This window comes from uncultured Capnocytophaga sp. (assembly GCF_938029845.1).
In the GTDB taxonomy this organism is placed as follows: Bacteria; Bacteroidota; Bacteroidia; order Flavobacteriales; family Flavobacteriaceae; genus Capnocytophaga.
In genome coordinates this window covers 1-19,570 of sequence record NZ_CALHGG010000125.1, presented here as the reverse complement: position 1 = coordinate 19,570, position 19,570 = coordinate 1, and the positions used below count along the sequence as shown (strand labels likewise).

Below are 19,570 nucleotides of genomic sequence, written 5' to 3'. Positions count from 1 at the left end.
AAAACTTATATGACTAAAAATAAGGTTTTTAAAAGTGACTTTGAACTTTATTTTATAGATAAAAATGAGAATAACGATTTCGAAAAGAAGATAGCAGAGATTATAGACCAAACTATAAAGCCTCGTTATTACTATAATTATCTTCAAAATCTCACAGATATTAACAAAGAGGTAAGAAAACATCTCAAGTCTATTACTACCTATATAGGAAATAGCAACTATCGGGATGCTTTTATCTTCGCCAAACTTCTTTTTGTAAAGCTCAATAGTATTATTCAGGAAGCAAATTATCTTTCTGAGACGTTCCTTAATAATACAGATAAGACCTTAGATACAATTATTTTCTTAGCAGAAGATGAAAGAGTACCTCTTGCTCTAAAAGAAAAAGCAGCTTCTTTTCTATTAAAAGAATTATATAATGGGACAAATTACGAATATGATTATTATGGAAAGAAAATAACAGAGGCTTCTAAGAGAATTTGTCTACAGCTTCAAAAAGAAGAGGAATATTTAGCTACCTTAGATAAAATTCTTTCTAAAAAGAATCTTTCGGGGTATGACAAACGTATTTATACAGCTGAAAAAATAAGTATTCTTTCTCAAAAAGGAGATACTGAAGGAGTCAATAAGATAATTGATGAGAATCTTGAGGATCCTGAACTCAGAAAAATAAAATACAAATCAGTATAGAAGAAGGAGATCTAAAAACGGCAAAGAAACTACTCGAAGAAGGGATAAAGACACTAACTCAAAAAGGAAGGAATCAAAATATGATAAAAGAATGGAAGGCAGTCCTAGTATACATTGCTGAGTTAGAAAAAGATATCCCAACTATTCGTCATTATGCTAAAGAAATTGCTTTGGAAGACAAAGAAAGTATAGAATACTATGAAAAATGGAAAAAAACCTATACAGAAAAACAATGGAAGGAGGTTATAGAGAAAGAAATTAAGGAACTCGAAGAGGATTATAACCAGAAAAGAGAAAAAATCACAGATTATTGGAGGTCTTCAATAATTTCTCCTGTCTTATTCTTTATCTATGAGCAAGAAGATAAGCATGAAAGGCTTTGGAATTATGTAAAAGAATTAGATATTCAGACTACTTTGTATTTCCTACCTTACCTAAAGAAATATTACAAGGAAGAAATAACAGAAAGATTGGTTCATTTAGTTCATTTCTTTTGCGAAAGAATGTATACAAAAAATGAATATGAAACTATAGGGGAGGCTATTCGCTATATAATAAAAGAAGTCCCTGAGAAGCTTGATACAATAAAAAAATTAGTACTCGAACTTAAAAAAATCTACAAAAGAAAATATAACTTTGTAGAAATTTTAAATAAAATAATTATAGACTATAAAATATAATCCTATGGAAAAGCCTCCTTTTTTAAGAGTTATGACCATCACAATGGTTATACTATTGGCTATTTTAGTAGTCCTCTCCCTATGGATGTTCCGTATAGATAGTTCGGGATTTACCATTTTCTATGTTGTCCCTCGGGTGCTATATCTTTTTTTCTTTTGCTTGATGCTAAATCTGTTGGGATATAATATATATAAGAAAAACCAAACAGGAATTATTATTTGCTCTATTGTTACCTTTCCTTTTCTTTTTCCTTATTTTGATATCTCATCATTCTTAAGATTTTGGTTTGGAATCTTTGGTATACTGGGACGTATATCGGAAATATCAATGTTATTTTTAGGTATTTATGTATTTATATATCCTAAATTATGGAAGATATTAGCTGCTTCCGGAGTTATTCTTATAGTTTGTACTTTATTATTCCATTATACACCTCTTTTATTTACATTATATTTTATTTCTATTTTCTATTTGGCATAATTAAAAATATTTTACAGCTATGAAAAAGAAATTATTACATCTGTTTTTGGCTCTTATTATAGGGATTGCTTTTGCTGTAGCTTATGCTTTTATAGTGTATGAGATATATACTTTAGTTACACAAATGGGAGGTAAGTTTTTGGCAAAATTTGTTCCTATCCCTTTTGCCTTGGGAATGTTGGTTTTTTATAGCTTTCATTATCGTTGGGCTAAAAGATTTTTTTTCTATGGAATTGGGATGTTTACAGCTTTTGTGTTTTTTGTACTTTATTCACCAAATATATGTCAAGAAGTGTTTCTGCAATATTCACGTATCGGAAAGCAAGAACAAGCACACCGTTTCCTTTCCTTAGCAGATACGACAAGAGTTACAGCTAATACGAGATTTTCGCTACTTTCCCCTAAAGAAGGATATCAGATAAAACAATGTTTGCTTAATGAAAATCACGAGTTAGTAGTACTATATACAGAAAAGCATTATGTGGAAAATCCTTTCTATATATCAGGGAAACTTGTAGGTGAAGATCCTTTTGAGACACCTCCTTATATGGTTGTGTATGATACAATAGGAAAAGTTAAGTACAGTGTCTTCTTGGCACATCCAGAGGAAGAACCAATAGGAGAGTTTTTGCTAAAAGGAAACTATATTATAGATCTTAGTACTTATGAATATGCAAATTATACCTATGACGGATCATTTATTATGCAACCTATGGAATATTTGAAGGGATATGATCCAGCTCATAGAGAAACGAGGGCACCTATATCTTATTACGAAACAACCCTCTCTGATGAAGGAGAATGTGGAGGATATCCTGCAATAATAGGAATATTTATAGAGGATGACCAAGCCTATTACTTTTTCCCTCCTACATCAGAAAAGAATACTCAGTACAGAGATGATCAGGATGAAAATATGCTTATAAGTAATCTGTTCTCTATATTAGAAGAAGAGGAAGAAAAGGGGGCGTATTCTTTCGAGCGGAGAAATATTCTTCCACAAGATTTTTATTATGAGTATCTTACTATGAATGGCTTTTTTAGGAATGACCAAGGGGAAAATTGCGAGGTGACTTATTCTGATATACAATTGTTATTTGACCTTAAAATAGGAAAAGATACTTTTCACTTTAAGAAAGAAAAAATATCTAACTATAAAGGATATAACCAACTTAAAACCCCTACTTATTATATAGAAAATGAAGAGGAAACCTTAGAGAAGTACAAAGATATGTTTCTTTATACCAATAAGCATCTATCTTATGCTATTTTCTATGATGGGGAATATGTTTATATGATAAAATAAATATTTTACAGCTATGAAATCAAAATTATCACATCTGTTTTTTGCCTCTCTTACAGGAATTATTTTCTTATTAACCTATTTATTGATTATTTATTGGGATTATGAAGTCATTTTTAGAGGAAAAAAAATATTACTATATGTTTTTTATACATTATTTTTTGGAATAGGTGTTTTCGCTTATTATTATTTCCAAAAGAATAGTATAACCAAGCGTTTTATACGTATATTTCCTATTTGTATGCTTGTATTTTTTCTTTTCAAACATTCTTATTCGGTATATTCCTATTACAAATACCTTGTTTCATATACGGAAATGCCTAAAGAACTTAGAAAATATGATTTGTTGGATAATAAAGAGATATATCAAAGAGGAAAAATAATTTCTCCTATTTCTCAAAGTAAAATACCCGCCGATACTGATTTATTCCTTGATAAAGAAGGTCATCTGTTCATATATTATAAATTTTATGATGATGAAACTACATTTTATATAGATTGTATATTGAAATATGATACTGAAGGAAACCATATGGAAACTTTATATTTGGAAAATTTTGTGAATCAAAAAAGAGACATCGTGGTAAGAAAAAAATATTTGATAGATATTTATGAAAAATCTTATTCTTCTTTTTTGATAGATGGCAATAGGGACTTTCTACCTATGAAAGAGCTAAAAAAAGAGGAACAACCTTCAGAAAAAGATATGGAAGAACGTACATTTAAAAATTCTAATAACAATTTAATAGTTATTATTCAAAAAGATAGCGAAAGAGATGCAATGGTTATTATTAAAAAAGAAAATAAGTTGTACTATTTCTATACACAAGAGTTTTATTATCTAAAATATATGGATTTTCCTGTTTCAGATGATTTTAATTTGTTTAATGACTTCATAAAACCTCCTAAAGAAAAAGGAATAGCTCCTCTAGAAAGTCCTATAAAATATATGTATTATCTGAAGGAATATACCTCCAATTCAGGACTTCATCTATTTGGAAAAGAGGAATCTTTTAAAGAAGATTGGAGTCAAGGCTATGTATATTTTAATTTACTCTTGGACGAACAAGAACTACACCTAAAGACTTTCTATAGTCAAAATCTTTTTTCTTCTAATCAAACCTCCGATGATATTCGCTATTATGAAAATCAAAATGAAACACTTGAAATACACAATAACATCCGATTATATAGAAATAAATACTTATCTTATTACTTACTAAGCACAGGATATCAATATTATTTAATAAAAAATAAATTTTAAAGATTATGAAAGAGCATACACAGCATAAAAAAAGATTTCCCATATTGGTTTGGCTTCCTTTTGTGACATATTATGTTATGCAATATAAGGTATATATACTTAACATTAAGAACGAAAAAGTTGTTACATTCTTTATTTATATTATGGTAGGAATGATAGCTTGGCTTATCTCGCTTGCCAATATGCTTACCTATGTAAAGAAATATCATTGGTTGGTTATTTTATTATATTGCATTATTTTTGTATATTGTTCAGCATAACTATCCAAAAACAAAAAAATATAGAAAATACCATCTTGTAAATAGAATAAACAACCTTGTATAATTCATTTTCTATCTTGTAAAATGGAAAACACATCTTGTGTAATCTGTTTTCCATCTTGTAAAATAAAATAACCATCTTGTGTAATTCATTTACAAGGTATAAAATCACATAAACTATTTGTATAATTAAATAAAAATAAAAAAATATGAAAAAACCTCATTTTTTTAGAATAATGATAAAAGTATTTTCTATACTTTTTTTATTGATTTCAATTTATATTTTATATATTTTCATAAGAGAAGGTATGAATAACAAATTTGAAGCTACATCAATTATTTGTTCTTATTTGTTTGTTTATTCTATTGTAGTAAATTTATTGGGGTATTATATATATAAGAAAAACAAAATAGGAATAGTATTATGCAGTATAATTATTCTATATATGATTTATGTTCCTTCTATTTTGTTTATAATTTCTAATTCGTGGATTGATGATTCTTCTGAACTTTTATTTTTTTCAATTAAATGTGCTATTATCGTTACATTATTATTAATAATTTTCTTTTTGAGTATTTATACTTTCTATTATAGAGAATTAAAGAAGTTTCTTATTATTTTTGGCACTATTTTTGTGGTATGTATATTGGTTTTCTATGTGATTTCATTTGTGATTTTCAAGAAAACTAATTTATTTTCTGTATAAAATAAATTATTTTCATTCATTGTTTAATATATAAAAAGTAAATTTATGCCGAGAAAAAATTTTTCAACAAACTTAGCTGAATCATCTGTAATGATAGATGGGCTAAAGGGTCGTAATGACAAATTACCTTTGGGAATAAAGGCTGAAGATGTTACCAAGCTCGAGGAGCTTCGTAAGAAAATGGAAACGCTCAATAGTGAGCAAGAAAAGCTAAAAGCTGACCTCAAAACAAAAACCGAAGAGCTTAACAAAGCTATCTCTGAGGTAGAAAACAAGGTTACTTTCCTAAAAAAACTCATAAAGATTGATATTCCCCAAACACAATGGAGGGAATTCGGGATTGAGGACAAGCGATAAGAAAAAATACCTTGTAGGATTCTTATCCTTACAAGGTATTTTTATATTCTATTCAATCAAAAAATAATTTTATGAAAAAGAAACCGAATATCAAAATAGGAATCATTATAAACATAGTACTTAGTGTGTTATCTATTGTTTATTTGTTTTTATATTATATAGAAAAAAGTGGTTTTTAACTTAAATACAATAGTTTAGAGTTTTTTACTTATCCTTTTATATTCTATATATTCCATTTTATCATAGGGATCAATCTATTATTCTTTCTATTTTATAGTTTCTTCTATAAATGGGCGAGAATAGGATTGGTTATTACTTTGCTAATTGCTATTTATCTTTATTTATAAAGATAATATTTTTATACTATCATTAGTTTATGAAAAAGAAACCGACTATCTCAGTAGGCATTGTTATAAGTATAATTCTTTTGCTTATCAATTTTTATTATATCATTATGGAATACCTTCCCTACTGGGACTATTTTGATTTTAGTAGTTTCGATACTTGGATGATATATTTTTATATAAATCTTATAGTAGTTCCTTTGTTTATAGCTTTATTATTCTTTTTATTTTATAGTTTTTTCTACAAATGGGCAAAGAAAGGACTTTGGATAACAAGTATTTTACTTGCAATGTCTATAATAGGATTTTGGCTATATCTCTATATGAATATGACATTGTATCAATTAGGTATATAATTCATCTCTTATAAAAAAACAATTTTACACTTATGGAAAATAAAAAACCACGATTTTGGAAAGTTTTTCTTGTTAGTATCTTACTATATGCTTTATACTTTATGATTGTGGTATATAATATAGAGGCTTCAGGAGATACTAAATTATTCCTTGTACTTATAAGCCCTCTTCTTTTAGTATTGGGACTTTTGATTTTCTATGCATTTTGTTCTGATATAGCAAAATATATGTTATTTTTCTTTATCATAATTGCTATGCTATATCTTTCTATAACACTTACTTTAGTGGTAGGGGTTCTCATCTATTTTTCTTTCTTTTACAAATCAGTAAGAGTGAGGAAAATAGCTAAAATAGGACTTTTCATTTCGGGGATTCTTGCCATTCCGTTGATAGCAAGTCTCTTTGGTTATGATTCTCTTTCTAATTCTATAGTAAAAACATTTTCGGATATGACACTTCCTTCTAAATATAAAAAATATGTAGCAATTAGTGGAAATACTGTTTCTTATGAAGGAAATATGATGGTGATGCTTCCTGAAGGAGAAGATAAATTAATAGAATTTGCTTTTGTCAATCAGAAAAACGAACTTATTATAAGTGATGATGAACCTTTAGGCTATTTATCCAAATATGATACGCAAGGAAACAGAATTGATACATTGAAAATAGAAAAAATAGATGGGATAGAGAATCTTTTTGACGGATTTTATGGAGATTATCTTATGGATTTCAAAGGGAATCGTTATTGTTCTTGGGCGATAGATGGCAATAAGTCTTTTCGGTCTATGGAACAGCTTTCTGATTATGAAAAAGAGAATATAACCGATGATGATAAGATGTTAAAAGGAAAAAGAATGGACTTATTTTCCTCAAAAAATGAAGATATTCCTAAAGAAGAAAGCCAAAGACGTGAAAAAATTATTCCTCAATATTTCAAAAAGGAAGGTTCAGGAAGTAATACCGGTTCAGGAATTGGAGGCGGGTCAATCTCTTATCGTACCACTTGGGAAGAAGGTATTCTTTTCCTTTCTATTGAGGTAAATGGAAAAACCTTTCATCTGAAAAATAAAATGACTATGTTCGATGGAGAAAACCTATTAAAGAGTAGTACGATTTATTGTAATATCTCAGGAGGAACCTTAGAACAATACGAAAACTATCAAGTATATACCCATCCTAAGTGGGATTATGCGTTATTTGCTTGTAAAAATTATAAATTCTCTAATACTTATAGGCTATTTATCATCAAAAACAAAAAAGAATAGCTGTAAAAAAGAATATTTCACCTATGAATCAAGAAAAAATACCTTATACTGACGACACCATAGTTGCTTTGGCTACTGCTACAGGTGTGGGAGCTATTTCGGTAATACGTTTATCAGGAAAAGAAGCTATCGAACTTGCAGACAAAGTATTCAAAACACTTAATGGAAAGCCTTTATCCGAAGCACCTTCTCATACCGTTCATTTAGGAACTATCAAAAATGAAAACCAAGTGATAGATGAGTGTTTGGCAACCATTTTCAAGGGAAAGAAATCCTATACAGGCGAACCTGTAGTAGAGTTCTCCTGCCATGGTAGCTCTTATATCATTCAGGAAGTTATCAAATTGTGTTTGTCTCATGGGGCAAGATTGGCCGAAGCTGGAGAATTTACCAAGCGTGCTTTTCTCAATGGAAAATTAGCCCTTAACCAAGCTGAAGCGGTGGCAGACCTTATTGCATCGGATAGCCAGGCGGCTCACCAAGTAGCCTTACAACAGATGCGAGGTGGCTTTACTTCTGAAATTGAAGATTTGAGACAAGAACTACTTAACTTTGCTTCCCTGATAGAATTGGAATTGGATTTCTCAGAGGAAGATGTAGCCTTTGCCGACAGAAAACAGCTGGAACAGTTGTTAGAAAGGATAAAAACTACTTTGCAAACCCTTGTACAATCTTTCTCGGCAGGCAATGCGATCAAGAATGGAATTCCTGTAGCTATTGTCGGCAAACCCAATGCAGGCAAATCAACCCTACTCAATACCCTGCTCAATGAAGAGCGCGCTATAGTATCAGATATCGCAGGGACAACACGCGACACCATAGAAGAAACACTCCACATAGCAGGGGTTACTTTCCGCTTTATAGATACCGCAGGAATCCGTGATACACAAGATAAAATAGAAGCGATTGGGGTAGAAAAGGCCAAGGAAAAGATAAAAAAGGCACAAATCGTACTTTATCTGTATAATGAGAAAGAGAATACTACCGATGAAGTAGTCCAATTTGTAGAAGAAAATTACCGAAAAGGGCTTAAACTCTTGCTTTTGCATAATAAGACAGATAATGAAGTTGAAGGACAATCTGATTTTGATAAGGAGATAGAAGAAAAACTAAACTCTAAGGAACAAAAATATCATTATGGTCAATTAAGAATATCGGCTAAAGAAAAAATTAATATACTCTCTTTAAAAGAGATACTTTCTTCCTATGCCAAAGAACTTACCACAACCGAAAGTGCTACCATTATTACCAATATTCGTCATCTGGAAGCACTCCAGCAAACCCTTATAGCCCTTGATAGGGTAGAGGAAGGTCTTTCTTTGCAGCTCTCAGGAGATTTGTTGGCAATAGACATACGAGAGATGCTTTATTACTTAGGTAGTATCACGGGAGCGGTGAGCAATGATGAAGTATTGGGGAATATATTTTCTCGTTTTTGTATTGGAAAGTAAAGTAGCCAAACAAGAGAAAACAACATCAAACTAAAGTAAAATAAATCAGTTAGTTACATTATAATTTAGTCATTTTGTTTTCTCTTGTTTGATTTTATTTTTACATTTTTTACTGTGTATTTACATTTTTTTACTATCTTTGCAACCAAAAATGTAAAGATAGTAAATATTATGAATATACATCTAAGACAAAGAGCATCTAAAAAAACAAGGAAAATATCCTTGTATTTAGAAATATATAAAGGATATATTAGAGAAGAAGGAAAGATTAAACATATAAGAGACTATGAATATTTAGATTATTTCTTGTATGAGAAGCCAAAAAATCAAGCAGAAAAACAGCATAATGCTGAACAATTGAAATTTGCAGAAGCTGTAAAAGCACAAAGAATTTTAGAAATTCAAAATGGAACTTATGGTTTCAATAATCTTCATTTACTAAATGCTAACTTCATAGAGTATTTCCAAAAACTTACAGATGAACGAAAAGAAAGTAATGGAAATTATGGTAATTGGGATAGTGCTCTAAAGCAACTTATAAAATATGCAGGGAAGATAGTTCCCTTCAAAGATGTTACTACTGAATTTTGTGAAGGCTTTAAGGAGTTTTTATTGACTAATAAAACTAAGACAGGGAAACCTTTGGCTAAAAATTCAGTCATCTCATATCTTAACAAACTAAAAGCAGCTTTAAACCAAGCATTTGATGATAAAATTATTAATGAAAATCCTGCAAAGAGAATCAAGAACATTAAACCAGATGAGTCAAATAGAGAGTATCTAACAAAAGAAGAAGTAAAAGCTCTTATGGAAACAGATTGTAGGTATGAAGTTCTAAAAAGAGCTTTCTTATTTAGTTGCTTTACAGGTATGCGTTGGTCTGATATTAATCAATTAACTTGGAGATATGTACGTAAGTCTGAAGAGGGTTATAGAGTACACTTCTCTCAAAAGAAAACAAAAGGAGTAGAGTATTTATACATTCCTGACATCGCTCTTGAGTATATAGGAGAAAAGGGTCAACCTGATGAGAGAGTTTTTGTAGGGCTTAAATATAGTGCTTATATGAATACTGCTTTAGCTCGTTGGGTTTTAGAAGCAGGCATTACTAAACTAATTACTTTTCACTGTGCAAGACATACTTATGCTACTATTTTACTAGAAGAAGATGTAAATATAAGAGTTATTCAAGATATGTTAGGGCATAAAGAGTTAAGAACAACACTAATTTATGCTAAAATTATTGACAAAAAAAGACGAGAAGCAGCAAGTATTTTTGATGCTGAATTTAAGAAGTAATAAGCTATGGAAAACTATCAACTATTTAGAACTGCATTAGAACCTTTAAATAAAAGAGTTCTTGAAATTGAACAGAGCATTTATCCTCGTAGACTTATTGAAGCAGGAGAAGAAAAAATGCTATACGGAACATTTGAGTCGGAATTTCGAAATTTCTATAAGTCTCAACGGAAACAAGGAAAATTTGTTACTAAAATAGAATTTTATAATTCTTTAATTGAAGAACTAAATGATATAGAATCTGGAGTTCTTAAATTTGAAAAAATATATGGGATAAGCAATAGCGCCTTATTAGACTATATTTTTAGTATCAAGCAATTTATAGAAGAGTTAATTCAGCAAGGTGGCAATAAACCTCAACCTGCCAAACGAAAGATAAACTCTAAACTTACCTATAAATGGTTGCTTAAAGAAGACAAAATATATGAATTAAAAAAACTTTTGATAGACTATGAACTAATAGATAGCATAGATTTTCAGAGTTTCAAAGCTATATTTTCTGAAACTCCAATTACTCAAATTAAAAAAGCTATCACTTGGAAAAATGAAAATGTAACTCAACTTATTTACCTCATAATGCAACTAAAGAAGAGTAAAGTTATAGATTCAACTAAAACTAATTTTGATTATAAGCAACTTTACTCTTGTTTTGTGAAGAATAATGATGAAATTTTCACCGAAAAAGCTAAGTCTCTTAAAACAGATATTGAGATAAAGATAAGTGCTGATTTCAAGTTGATTACAGAAGATATAGTAAATAAACTTACAAAGTAATTGTTTACCTTAATGTTTACCTTTCAAAAAGGTATTTAATGATTCTTTCCCTTCCTTTCTAATTTTGCGCCATAATTAAATGAATTAGTTATGACAAATTTAGAATCAATGCAAAGCATAGAAGAGAGATTAGCGAATATTGAAAGAAAACTTGATATTCAAGCCCAAGAAGCTAAAAATATTCTAACTTTAGAAGAGGTGGCTGAATATACACATCTTTCTAAAAGTTATGTCTATAAACTTACAAGTAAAGGAGATATTCCTTATTATAAACCAAATGGAAAGCAACTATATTTCAAGAGAACCGAAATAGATGAATGGCTACTTACTAATAGGAATAAGACTAATCAGGAAATAGAAAGGGAAATAGCTACAAAATCAGTTTTGGCACAAAAACGATTTTAAAAATGATTGATTTTGTAGATATTGAAGCTCCTTTCTCTTATGAAATTTCTTCAGAATCGTATGAGCCTTTCTATTGGAAAGATTTGTGTTTTACACCGAAATTCAAGAAAGGCTTTTTAAATGGTTTTGAAAGTGAATTTAAAGGATTGAAAGTTATTCTGTATGAGGATAAAATACGGATTATAAATTCTTTGCATAAATTCTGCAAAGGAAATAACTATTCTGATTTCACCTTTTCTGAACTTACTGATAGTATTAATCTAATTACAAATTATTTTGAAATAGAAGCAAGTCAATTTGTAATTAGAAAATTAGAATATGGTTTCAATATAACTACACCCCAACCAGCAAAAGAATACCTCAACCTATTTGCTGAATATCATAGCCGAGAATTTGAGAAAATGAAACATAAACATATTTTCTATGGAAGAAAATGTGTGATGAGTGAGTATGCTTTGAAAGTATATGATAAGTCCCAACAGGTTAAGATAATGAATAATGTCTTAATCCCAGCAAATACACTTAGAGTAGAATTTTGTTATAATCAGAAAAGAAAGTTACCTAAAACAATAAGAACTCTCTCTGATTTAGCTGATAATAGCAAAATCAGGGATTTGTATAAAGATTTGAAAGATAGCTTTTCAAAGGTTACCTTTAGTGAAGAAGTAGATTTTAGTTCAATGTCTGATGAAGATAGAATACTTTTTTATGCTTCTTTACACCCTGATTTTATAAAAGTTGAAGAAAAGTTAAATAAAAGCAATGCAAAAATAATAAAGTCAAAAATAAGACAATTAAAAGAAAGATGTCTTAGTAAAGAGTTTAAAAAGAATTTTATTAATTTGCTGGAAAACAAGCATATAGAGCTTTATTGCTCATAAATTATCAAACTTGTAATATAGTAGGAAGATTACAAAAAATAAGAGAAGTATGGGTATGCCAAAATCAGACAAGAACACAATAGAAAGGCGAATAAAGTCCATATCCTCAATGCTCATTAATGGTAATAATAGAGAATTTATAGTTCTATACTGTTCTGAAAATTGGAATATAGGAGAAAGGCAAGCAGATAAGTATATCAGCAAGGCAAGAACTCTTATAGAACAATCAGTAAAGAAGCAAGTAGCTTATGATTATGCTAAAGCAGTTAGAAGATATGAAGAGCTATACAGATTGAGCATAGAGAAGAAGGACTATAAAACCGCCTTGTCAGTGAATAAAGAATTAACTACCCTACAAGGGCTGTTTAAAATAGAAGTAGAACACTCAGGTAATATAGAGTTTATCTGTAATATACCTGATTAAAATTAATCGTTATGAGAATAGATTTTTCACTTTATTATCAGCCTAAACCTAAGCAACTAATTGCTCATAAATGCAGAGCTAAGTATATGCTTTTTGGAGGAGCTTTAGGTGGAGGAAAAAGCTATTTTCTTTGTGCAGAGGCTATCAAAAATGCAATGAAGTTTAAAGGTAACCGATTAGTACTTGTGAGAAAGGAACTCTCTGTTCTCCGTAGGACTACATTGGTTACCTTCTTTTCTATCTGCCCAAAGGAAATTATTAGGAGCTTTAATCAAACGAGTTTAGAAGTAACCTTCATCAATGATTCAAAGTTGCTGTTTCTTGATGCCAATATAGCCAAAGACCCAATGCTTCAAAAAATAAAAGGTTTAGAGATAGGTTGGTTTGGGATTGATGAAGCTAATGAAGTATCTGTTGAGGTGTATAATATGCTCAAAACTCGTTTGCGTTGGGTGCTACCCAACAAGCAAAAACCTCGCTATGAAGGGCGATTGACCAGCAATCCTGAACCTTGTTGGCTTATTTCTACTTTCATTCAGTCTACCAATTCTGATGAGGTATATATCCAAAGTTTAACTACAGATAACTATGATGAAAACAGTGAGTATGTTATCACTATAAAGGAAGCCTTTAAAGATAATCCTAAGTTTTTGAGGAAGTATCTTTATGCTGATTGGAGTGCTTTAGATATGATTAATCAGCTTATTTCAAGTGAAGTAATCATAAGTAGTGCTGAACGAATAGAAAATGGTTTAGAAGTTACTTCTATGGGGATTGATGTAGCAAGGTACGGAGATGATAAAACCGTCTTTACAATCCTTAAAAACGGCAATATTGAGCTAATAGAGAGCTATGAACAGACTTCTATAACAGAGATAGTAACACGAACCATACAGCTTATTCACGACTACAATATAGACCCTAATTATGTAGGAATAGATAGCGTGGGAGTGGGTGCTGGTGTAGTTGATGATTTGAAATCAGCAGGCTATGATGTGATTGAATTACAGGGCGGTTCAAAGCCTGAAGAAAGCCAATATGAAGAAGCCTTTTTACCTTTTAATTTGCGTTCACAAATGTACTATGAATTGCGAAGAGATATGATGAACGGACAAATAGGTAACCTCACTGATGAAACTCTAAAGTTAGAATTGCAGTCTATTCAGTATGAAATCTATTCAGACAAGAAAGTGAAGGTTATCAGCAAAGAAGCTATTAAAAAACTTTTAGGCAAAAGCCCTGACTATGCAGATAGTTTAGTATATGCAAATTGGGTAAAGACTTATAGAGGGGGAATAAAATGGTATATGGCTATTAGTGGGGGTCTTTAGTTTTCTTTATTTATTAGATGAGCGAACCTTCAGCGAAGGATTAAAAAAATACAGCTGTTAAAAATTTTGTAATATCACAAAATAATACTACTTTTGTCCCATCATTTTAAAAGAGATATACAGAGCAGAAAAATTATTTTTTAACATAAAGACATATTAGCGTTTAGCTATTATTCAGATTTATCAAAATCGCCAATTTTGTACACCTACTGAATAATAAGTAAAAACGCTCACGCTTCGGCGTGGGCTGTACTTATTTTAGGTGTGGGTGTTTGGCGATACCCGATAAATGAATAAGGTTATACAGTCCCACGCTTTTTTATTTTATATTTACTAACCGCTTTTAGGGGCTGAAAAGCATTAGAAAAATTGTTTTTTAGCTTATGAAAACATTAAAAATCTTCTTGACTTTGTTCTGTATGGGAGTCATTGTGAGCTGTTCTAAAGATGAACCTGCTCCAGCTCCAGCAAAAGAACAAGCTACACCTCAACAAACTAATTTTCCTACAATTAAAAACTTCTCTGCTCAAGAGGTTACTGTAGGAGATATTATTACCATTGAAGGAGAGAATTTTGTCCCTTCACAAACCTACACAATTACTTTTAATGGAGTAAAAGGGACTATCAAAGAAGTAACCTCCAACCATCTAAAAGTAGAAATTCCTGAAGAGGCTACATCTGGAGAAGTTATTCTATCTTCCAATGAAACTTCTAAGAGTATAGGTCGCCTAACTATTCTTCCTAAACCAAGTGTTTTGTATGCTTATGTAGCCTATAGTAAAATTGTAAAATTAGACCTTCAAACAGGTAAAGAATTAGAAACCGTTGCTGAAATAGGTAAGGAATACTTAGGAAGCGGTATTTACTACTTAAACAGTACTAATGAAATTGTAGGCATACAATCAGGAAATTCAGGACATTATTTATTCAAACTTAATGTAACTACAAAAGAAATTGTAAGGTTACCTTGTAATCTTTATGAGAAGCTCATAATAGCTAATAATGAGCCGTATGCTTATGATAGGGGTAATCATAAAATTGTAAAATTAGACCTTCAAACAGGTAAAGAGATAGAAACTATTGCTGAGGTAGGGAATGATTATTTAAGTCATATTCGCTTCTCTAAAAGTACCAATGAGATTATTGGAGAACAAACAAAATATAATGCTGAAACATCAGAGAGAAAGAATAGTCTGTTCAAACTTAATTTGACAACAAAACAGATTGTAAAAACACCCTTTAATGGATATGAAAGACTTGTAATAGCTAATGATGAGTTGTATGCTTTTGATTGGGGTAATCGTAAAATTGTAAGGTTAGACCTATCAACAGGCAAAGAATTAGAGACTATCGTAGAAACAGGAAAGGGGTATTTAGACCATATTCAGTTCTCTAAGAGCACCAACGAGATTATTGGGATACAATCAGGTACTGAAGAAATATTTTTTAAGCTCAACTTGAAAACCAAGCAAATAACAAGAACTCCCACTAAAAACTATGAGAACCTTATAATAGCAAATTATTAATCTTAAAAACAATTGATTTTATGAAAGTAGCAAAATATATTTTAGGAATATTATTCATAATAACAGGTTTAGGTGTTATTACTCAAAAAAGCATTATAGCAGGAATTGCTTTTGCACTTCTTGGGGTTATTCTTTTACCCAAAGTTTCTGATAAACTCAAGGAAAATGTGAGTTTTTGGCAAAACAAAATAGTTAGGTATGTTTCTTATATTGTACTATTTACAATAGCAGGAGCTACTGTCCCTAAATCTGCTGAAACATCTTCTTCAAAAGAAGAAAACAAACCTAAAATTGTCATTAAGACAGAAGAAAATACAACAGAGCAAGAACCAGCAACTGCTCAAAGAGAAGAACCTTTAATAAAATATGAAATTCAAGAGGACTTGACTACTGTTATTCGTTATGACAAAGCTCCTTCTTACTTCGTTTTGATAGACAAAGTCAATCTGAAAAATGATAGTTTTGTAACTGAAATAGAAAGAGTTATAAATAAAATTATTTCAGAAAAAGGAGGAAAAATCAATATTGATTTTTTTGATAATAAGAAAACATTAGAGTTTTACTACAAGAGTCATTATGTGAGAAATACATTAGGAAGAGTCTTAAATAAGTCAGAGATGAGCTTATTAGCTCAACACAATATAGCATCTTTTTCAGGAGAAAATAGTGTAGATATGCATTATAATACGTTGTATATCTTTCCTGCTGCTTCTAAAGATACTCCTAACATAGGGAAGTATGTTAAAATAAAAGAGTTCAATCCTAATGTAAGATAATATGGGGTTTCGTTTTCGTAGAAGTCAATCATTTGGAGCTTTCAGACTCAATTTTAGTACATCAGGAGTTGGAATGAGTGTTGGAGCTGGTGGCTTCAGATTGGGACTAAGTAGCAATGGACAGCTATATAACACTGTCAATATTCCTAATACAGGGCTTACTTATCACTCTAACCTATTAAGAAGCAGAAATACACCGCAATCGTCAAACTCCTATCAACAAGGAATAAACCTATTAGGTTTTTCTATTGATGAAAACAAGTATGGTAATAGCGATGGTTGTTTAACCTTCCTCCTTTGGTTTATAGCTATTTGTTTAATTCCTTTTGGAATAGGAGTGATAATGATTTTCTTTTTAGTCAGAAGGTCTCGTTCTCCTAAGAAGGTTGTGAAAGCTCATCTTGAAACGGCTATTTCTAATTTTTATAGGGGAAATTTTGAAGGAGCTGTTGCTACATTAGATACCGCTCTCTATAAAGTACCTTTAAGTTCTTATGAATCTGATATAGTAGATTTAAAAGGAGTCTGTTTGTATTATTTAGGGCGGTATGCAGAGTCAAGCGATTGCTTTGGTAAGGCTTTGAACTTAAATCCAAGTTCTGAAAGGCTAAAACTCCTTTATGTAGAAACGCTTATTCTAAAGGATGATAAGACTGATTGTCCTAAAATCATTGAGTTATACGAAGATTTGCTTTCTCGCAAATATGATGAAAGACAAGTACTATTGACAGGGAACTGTTACTACCTTTGTGAAAACTATGATAAGGCAATTTCGTACTTTCAGAAGATACCTAAAAACAGTGATTTATTCCTAAAAGCATTGCAAGGAATAGCGAATAGTTTTATAGGTAAGAATCAAATAGATTTAGCTATAGAAACCCTTAAAAAAGCACCTTTGCGCACTTCTAATCCAGACGATGATTTGATAGACATTATGTTTCTATTAGGCAATCTTTATGAAGAAAAAGGAGAGAAGGAGCAGGCAAAGCAACTCTATCAAAAAGTCTATACACACAGTATAGAGTATGAGGATGTAGCACAACGGTTACAGGAGTTAGATACTTAAAAACAAAAGGCAAGCTGAAAGGCTTGCTTTTTTGTTGAATAATAACTACCTTTGTCAAGTTTTTTGCAAATGAAATGATAGCAAGCATTTATATAAAAGAACATAGTTATTTAACAGATAAACCTTTAACCCTAAATTTTGGAGGAGAATATCTATATTCATTTGAAGAAATAGGTGAAAGTTTAATTATTTCTCGTAAGAAAAATGAGAAATATATACCGAACTTCTTCAACATTTCAAAAAGTTATTCTAAAATAGAACTCCTAAGTGCTATTGTTGGAGAAAACGGAGTTGGGAAGTCTTCTATTTTAGATATAATCAGAAGTGTTTTTTCTAAATCAGAAGGTTTTACATATAAAGAAGTAGTTGTCTTAGTAGAGAATGAAGGAGAAACAAGAATACTATATTCTAATATACCTTTTAAATGTTATCTGGAAGGAAAACTTTTAGAAGAAATTGGGAAGCCAAATAATAATACTTCTTATCAGTCTATTTATTATTCCCCTCATTTTGACTTAAAATATAACTCAAACTATGATGAATTAGACTATTATGATATTTCTTTAGATGAATATATCAAGCAAGATTTGAATAATATAAAACAAAATGATATACAAGATATTCATAATGAATTAAATTTTAAGAATACTCTTAGAATCATAGAATTTGTAACTTCGGATACTTTTCAGCGGAAAGAAATATTATCTGTCTTTGAAATTCCACAATATGAATATGCTTCCTTAATATTTAAGGAAAAAAAGATAAGAAAAGACCAGAACGAGAAAATTGATTTTCGGAACACACCAGATAAATTTAGAAAAATCATTGAAGATATTTTAAAAAAAATAGATGATAATATAGAAAAAGTGTGTTATCTTTCTAAAAATCATGATTTACATAAAGTAGTGGTTATGCAACACATATCTAAAGACGTAGTTTTGAAAACAATACTATCTGTTATTATTGATATGTTAGAAGAAAGAAATACTTATCTTGAAGAAGGAATCTTAGAAAATGAAGAATCCTTAGATATAAAAAAATCTGATGCAAAGTCTCTATTTTTGTTCTTTATTAGAAATGCTTACATAAAAAGAATGAGGAATTATAAGATATTTAAAGATTCTCTATTTGAAGATTTCTTGAATAACATATTTAATGTCATCGACTCTGTATCAAATGAAAGTGATATTTCTGACTTTCCCTATAATTCTTTTGAAATAAAAATAAAGGTAGAGAATATTAAAAATCTAATAGAACTACATAGAGAGATAGTCAAGAATTTTATTAGGTATCCCAATATGATTAGTTACAAGAATATTAATCAATATGAATTTATTACTATAGACCCATTAGGAAGAAGTATGAGCTCAGGAGAGTTCTCCATACTGAACTTTTTTTCAAAGTTATACTTTTTTCTCCAAAACAGTCCATTTATATCATTATCCAAAAAGAACTATATTCTTTTATTAGATGAAGCAACTGCGAATATTGATAGCCATACAGAAAAACAAATACAAGCCAGTATTGAACATATCCGTGGTAGTAAAACAATCGTAAGCATTGCTCATCGGTTATCCACCGTACAAGACGCCAATGAAATTGTGTATATTGAATATGGTAAAATAAAAGAAAAAGGTTCTTTCAAAGAATTAATTGACCTAAAGGGCGCCTTTTATAATCTATGGGTTCGTCAAAAAAGTGGGAGTTAGCATGGAATTTATCCAATCTAAAGATAATAGGACTATTAAGCGTATAGTTTCTCTAGGGCAACGCAAAAATCGTAGTAAATGTGGTGAATACATTGTAGAAGGGATTCGTTCCATTCGTGATATTTCAACTATGGGAGTAATAAAAACAATTGTTATACGCGAATCTAAATGTAAAGATAAAAATATAGAGGCATTATTATCCTTAGAATCGATGCAATCGA

General features: G+C 30.3%; 19 protein-coding genes. All 19 read left to right on the top strand.

What is annotated here, in order from left to right; genetic code table 11:
- The first annotated feature begins 9 nt into the window (after positions 1–9).
- Positions 10–690 (top strand): hypothetical protein, encoded by a 681-nt coding sequence (locus Q0625_RS08880; protein WP_298826033.1) that lies wholly within the window; start codon positions 10–12, stop codon positions 688–690.
- An 80-nt stretch (positions 691–770) separates the two neighbouring features.
- Positions 771–1,370, top strand: a complete 600-nt coding sequence (locus tag Q0625_RS08875) for a hypothetical protein (protein ID WP_298826030.1) — start codon at positions 771–773, stop codon at positions 1,368–1,370.
- A gap of 4 nt (positions 1,371–1,374) precedes the next feature.
- Entirely contained in the window at positions 1,375–1,851 is a 477-nt protein-coding gene (locus Q0625_RS08870) for a hypothetical protein (protein ID WP_298826027.1), read from the top strand.
- Positions 1,852–1,870: 19 nt separating this feature from the next.
- Entirely contained in the window at positions 1,871–3,157 is a 1,287-nt protein-coding gene (locus Q0625_RS08865; protein WP_298826023.1) for a hypothetical protein, read from the top strand.
- Between the two features lie 13 nt (positions 3,158–3,170).
- Positions 3,171–4,418 (top strand): hypothetical protein, encoded by a 1,248-nt coding sequence (locus tag Q0625_RS08860; protein WP_298826020.1) that lies wholly within the window; start codon positions 3,171–3,173, stop codon positions 4,416–4,418.
- Positions 4,419–5,430: 1,012 nt separating this feature from the next.
- Positions 5,431–5,742 (top strand): membrane-binding protein, encoded by a 312-nt coding sequence (locus tag Q0625_RS08855; RefSeq protein WP_298826017.1) that lies wholly within the window; start codon positions 5,431–5,433, stop codon positions 5,740–5,742.
- Positions 5,743–6,474: 732 nt separating this feature from the next.
- Entirely contained in the window at positions 6,475–7,707 is a 1,233-nt protein-coding gene (locus Q0625_RS08850) for a hypothetical protein (protein WP_298826014.1), read from the top strand.
- Positions 7,708–7,730: 23 nt separating this feature from the next.
- Positions 7,731–9,158 (top strand): tRNA uridine-5-carboxymethylaminomethyl(34) synthesis GTPase MnmE, encoded by a 1,428-nt coding sequence (gene mnmE, locus Q0625_RS08845; protein WP_298826011.1) that lies wholly within the window; start codon positions 7,731–7,733, stop codon positions 9,156–9,158.
- A 171-nt stretch (positions 9,159–9,329) separates the two neighbouring features.
- Positions 9,330–10,457, top strand: a complete 1,128-nt coding sequence (locus tag Q0625_RS08840; RefSeq protein WP_298826008.1) for a site-specific integrase — start codon at positions 9,330–9,332, stop codon at positions 10,455–10,457.
- Between the two features lie 6 nt (positions 10,458–10,463).
- Positions 10,464–11,231: a hypothetical protein gene (locus Q0625_RS08835; RefSeq protein WP_298826005.1), complete on the top strand. Its 768-nt coding sequence runs from the start codon at positions 10,464–10,466 to the stop codon at positions 11,229–11,231.
- A 90-nt stretch (positions 11,232–11,321) separates the two neighbouring features.
- Positions 11,322–11,636, top strand: a complete 315-nt coding sequence (locus Q0625_RS08830) for a helix-turn-helix domain-containing protein (RefSeq protein WP_254424796.1) — start codon at positions 11,322–11,324, stop codon at positions 11,634–11,636.
- Positions 11,637–11,638: 2 nt separating this feature from the next.
- On the top strand, positions 11,639–12,517 hold the full coding sequence (locus Q0625_RS08825) for a hypothetical protein (protein ID WP_298825999.1): 879 nt from the start codon (positions 11,639–11,641) through the stop codon (positions 12,515–12,517).
- 55 nt (positions 12,518–12,572) lie between these two features.
- Positions 12,573–12,941 (top strand): hypothetical protein, encoded by a 369-nt coding sequence (locus Q0625_RS08820; protein WP_254424797.1) that lies wholly within the window; start codon positions 12,573–12,575, stop codon positions 12,939–12,941.
- An 11-nt stretch (positions 12,942–12,952) separates the two neighbouring features.
- Positions 12,953–14,272 carry a phage terminase large subunit gene (locus Q0625_RS08815; protein ID WP_298825994.1) on the top strand — a complete coding sequence of 440 codons (1,320 nt, stop codon included), beginning with the start codon at positions 12,953–12,955 and terminating at the stop codon, positions 14,270–14,272.
- A 383-nt stretch (positions 14,273–14,655) separates the two neighbouring features.
- On the top strand, positions 14,656–15,798 hold the full coding sequence (locus Q0625_RS08810; protein ID WP_298825991.1) for an IPT/TIG domain-containing protein: 1,143 nt from the start codon (positions 14,656–14,658) through the stop codon (positions 15,796–15,798).
- 20 nt (positions 15,799–15,818) lie between these two features.
- Positions 15,819–16,574, top strand: a complete 756-nt coding sequence (locus Q0625_RS08805; protein WP_298825988.1) for a hypothetical protein — start codon at positions 15,819–15,821, stop codon at positions 16,572–16,574.
- Between the two features lies 1 nt (position 16,575).
- A complete protein-coding gene (locus tag Q0625_RS08800) occupies positions 16,576–17,640 on the top strand; it encodes a DUF4236 domain-containing protein (protein WP_298825985.1) in 1,065 nt (354 codons plus the stop codon).
- A 74-nt stretch (positions 17,641–17,714) separates the two neighbouring features.
- Positions 17,715–19,349, top strand: coding sequence for a hypothetical protein (locus tag Q0625_RS08795; RefSeq protein ID WP_298825982.1), 1,635 nt, complete (start codon positions 17,715–17,717; stop codon positions 19,347–19,349).
- A 1-nt stretch (position 19,350) separates the two neighbouring features.
- The coding region (locus tag Q0625_RS08790; RefSeq protein ID WP_298825979.1) for a hypothetical protein at positions 19,351–19,570 on the top strand (220 nt) is incomplete at its 3' end.

Excerpts from the sequence above, each read along its gene's own strand:
- Q0625_RS08840 (WP_298826008.1), top strand. The coding sequence starts at position 9,330 with ATGAATATACATCTAAGACAAAGAGCATCTAAAAAAACAAGGAAAATA.
- Q0625_RS08835 (WP_298826005.1), top strand. The coding sequence starts at position 10,464 with ATGGAAAACTATCAACTATTTAGAACTGCATTAGAACCTTTAAATAAA.
- Q0625_RS08865 (WP_298826023.1), top strand. The coding sequence starts at position 1,871 with ATGAAAAAGAAATTATTACATCTGTTTTTGGCTCTTATTATAGGGATT.
- Q0625_RS08880 (WP_298826033.1), top strand. The coding sequence starts at position 10 with ATGACTAAAAATAAGGTTTTTAAAAGTGACTTTGAACTTTATTTTATA.
- Q0625_RS08855 (WP_298826017.1), top strand. The coding sequence starts at position 5,431 with ATGCCGAGAAAAAATTTTTCAACAAACTTAGCTGAATCATCTGTAATG.
- Q0625_RS08795 (WP_298825982.1), top strand. The coding sequence starts at position 17,715 with ATGATAGCAAGCATTTATATAAAAGAACATAGTTATTTAACAGATAAA.
- Q0625_RS08875 (WP_298826030.1), top strand. The coding sequence starts at position 771 with ATGATAAAAGAATGGAAGGCAGTCCTAGTATACATTGCTGAGTTAGAA.
- Q0625_RS08805 (WP_298825988.1), top strand. The coding sequence starts at position 15,819 with ATGAAAGTAGCAAAATATATTTTAGGAATATTATTCATAATAACAGGT.
- Q0625_RS08870 (WP_298826027.1), top strand. The coding sequence starts at position 1,375 with ATGGAAAAGCCTCCTTTTTTAAGAGTTATGACCATCACAATGGTTATA.
- Q0625_RS08825 (WP_298825999.1), top strand. The coding sequence starts at position 11,639 with ATGATTGATTTTGTAGATATTGAAGCTCCTTTCTCTTATGAAATTTCT.
- Q0625_RS08815 (WP_298825994.1), top strand. The coding sequence starts at position 12,953 with ATGAGAATAGATTTTTCACTTTATTATCAGCCTAAACCTAAGCAACTA.
- mnmE (WP_298826011.1), top strand. The coding sequence starts at position 7,731 with ATGAATCAAGAAAAAATACCTTATACTGACGACACCATAGTTGCTTTG.
- Q0625_RS08810 (WP_298825991.1), top strand. The coding sequence starts at position 14,656 with ATGAAAACATTAAAAATCTTCTTGACTTTGTTCTGTATGGGAGTCATT.
- Q0625_RS08850 (WP_298826014.1), top strand. The coding sequence starts at position 6,475 with ATGGAAAATAAAAAACCACGATTTTGGAAAGTTTTTCTTGTTAGTATC.
- Q0625_RS08830 (WP_254424796.1), top strand. The coding sequence starts at position 11,322 with ATGACAAATTTAGAATCAATGCAAAGCATAGAAGAGAGATTAGCGAAT.
- Q0625_RS08800 (WP_298825985.1), top strand. The coding sequence starts at position 16,576 with ATGGGGTTTCGTTTTCGTAGAAGTCAATCATTTGGAGCTTTCAGACTC.
- Q0625_RS08820 (WP_254424797.1), top strand. The coding sequence starts at position 12,573 with ATGCCAAAATCAGACAAGAACACAATAGAAAGGCGAATAAAGTCCATA.
- Q0625_RS08860 (WP_298826020.1), top strand. The coding sequence starts at position 3,171 with ATGAAATCAAAATTATCACATCTGTTTTTTGCCTCTCTTACAGGAATT.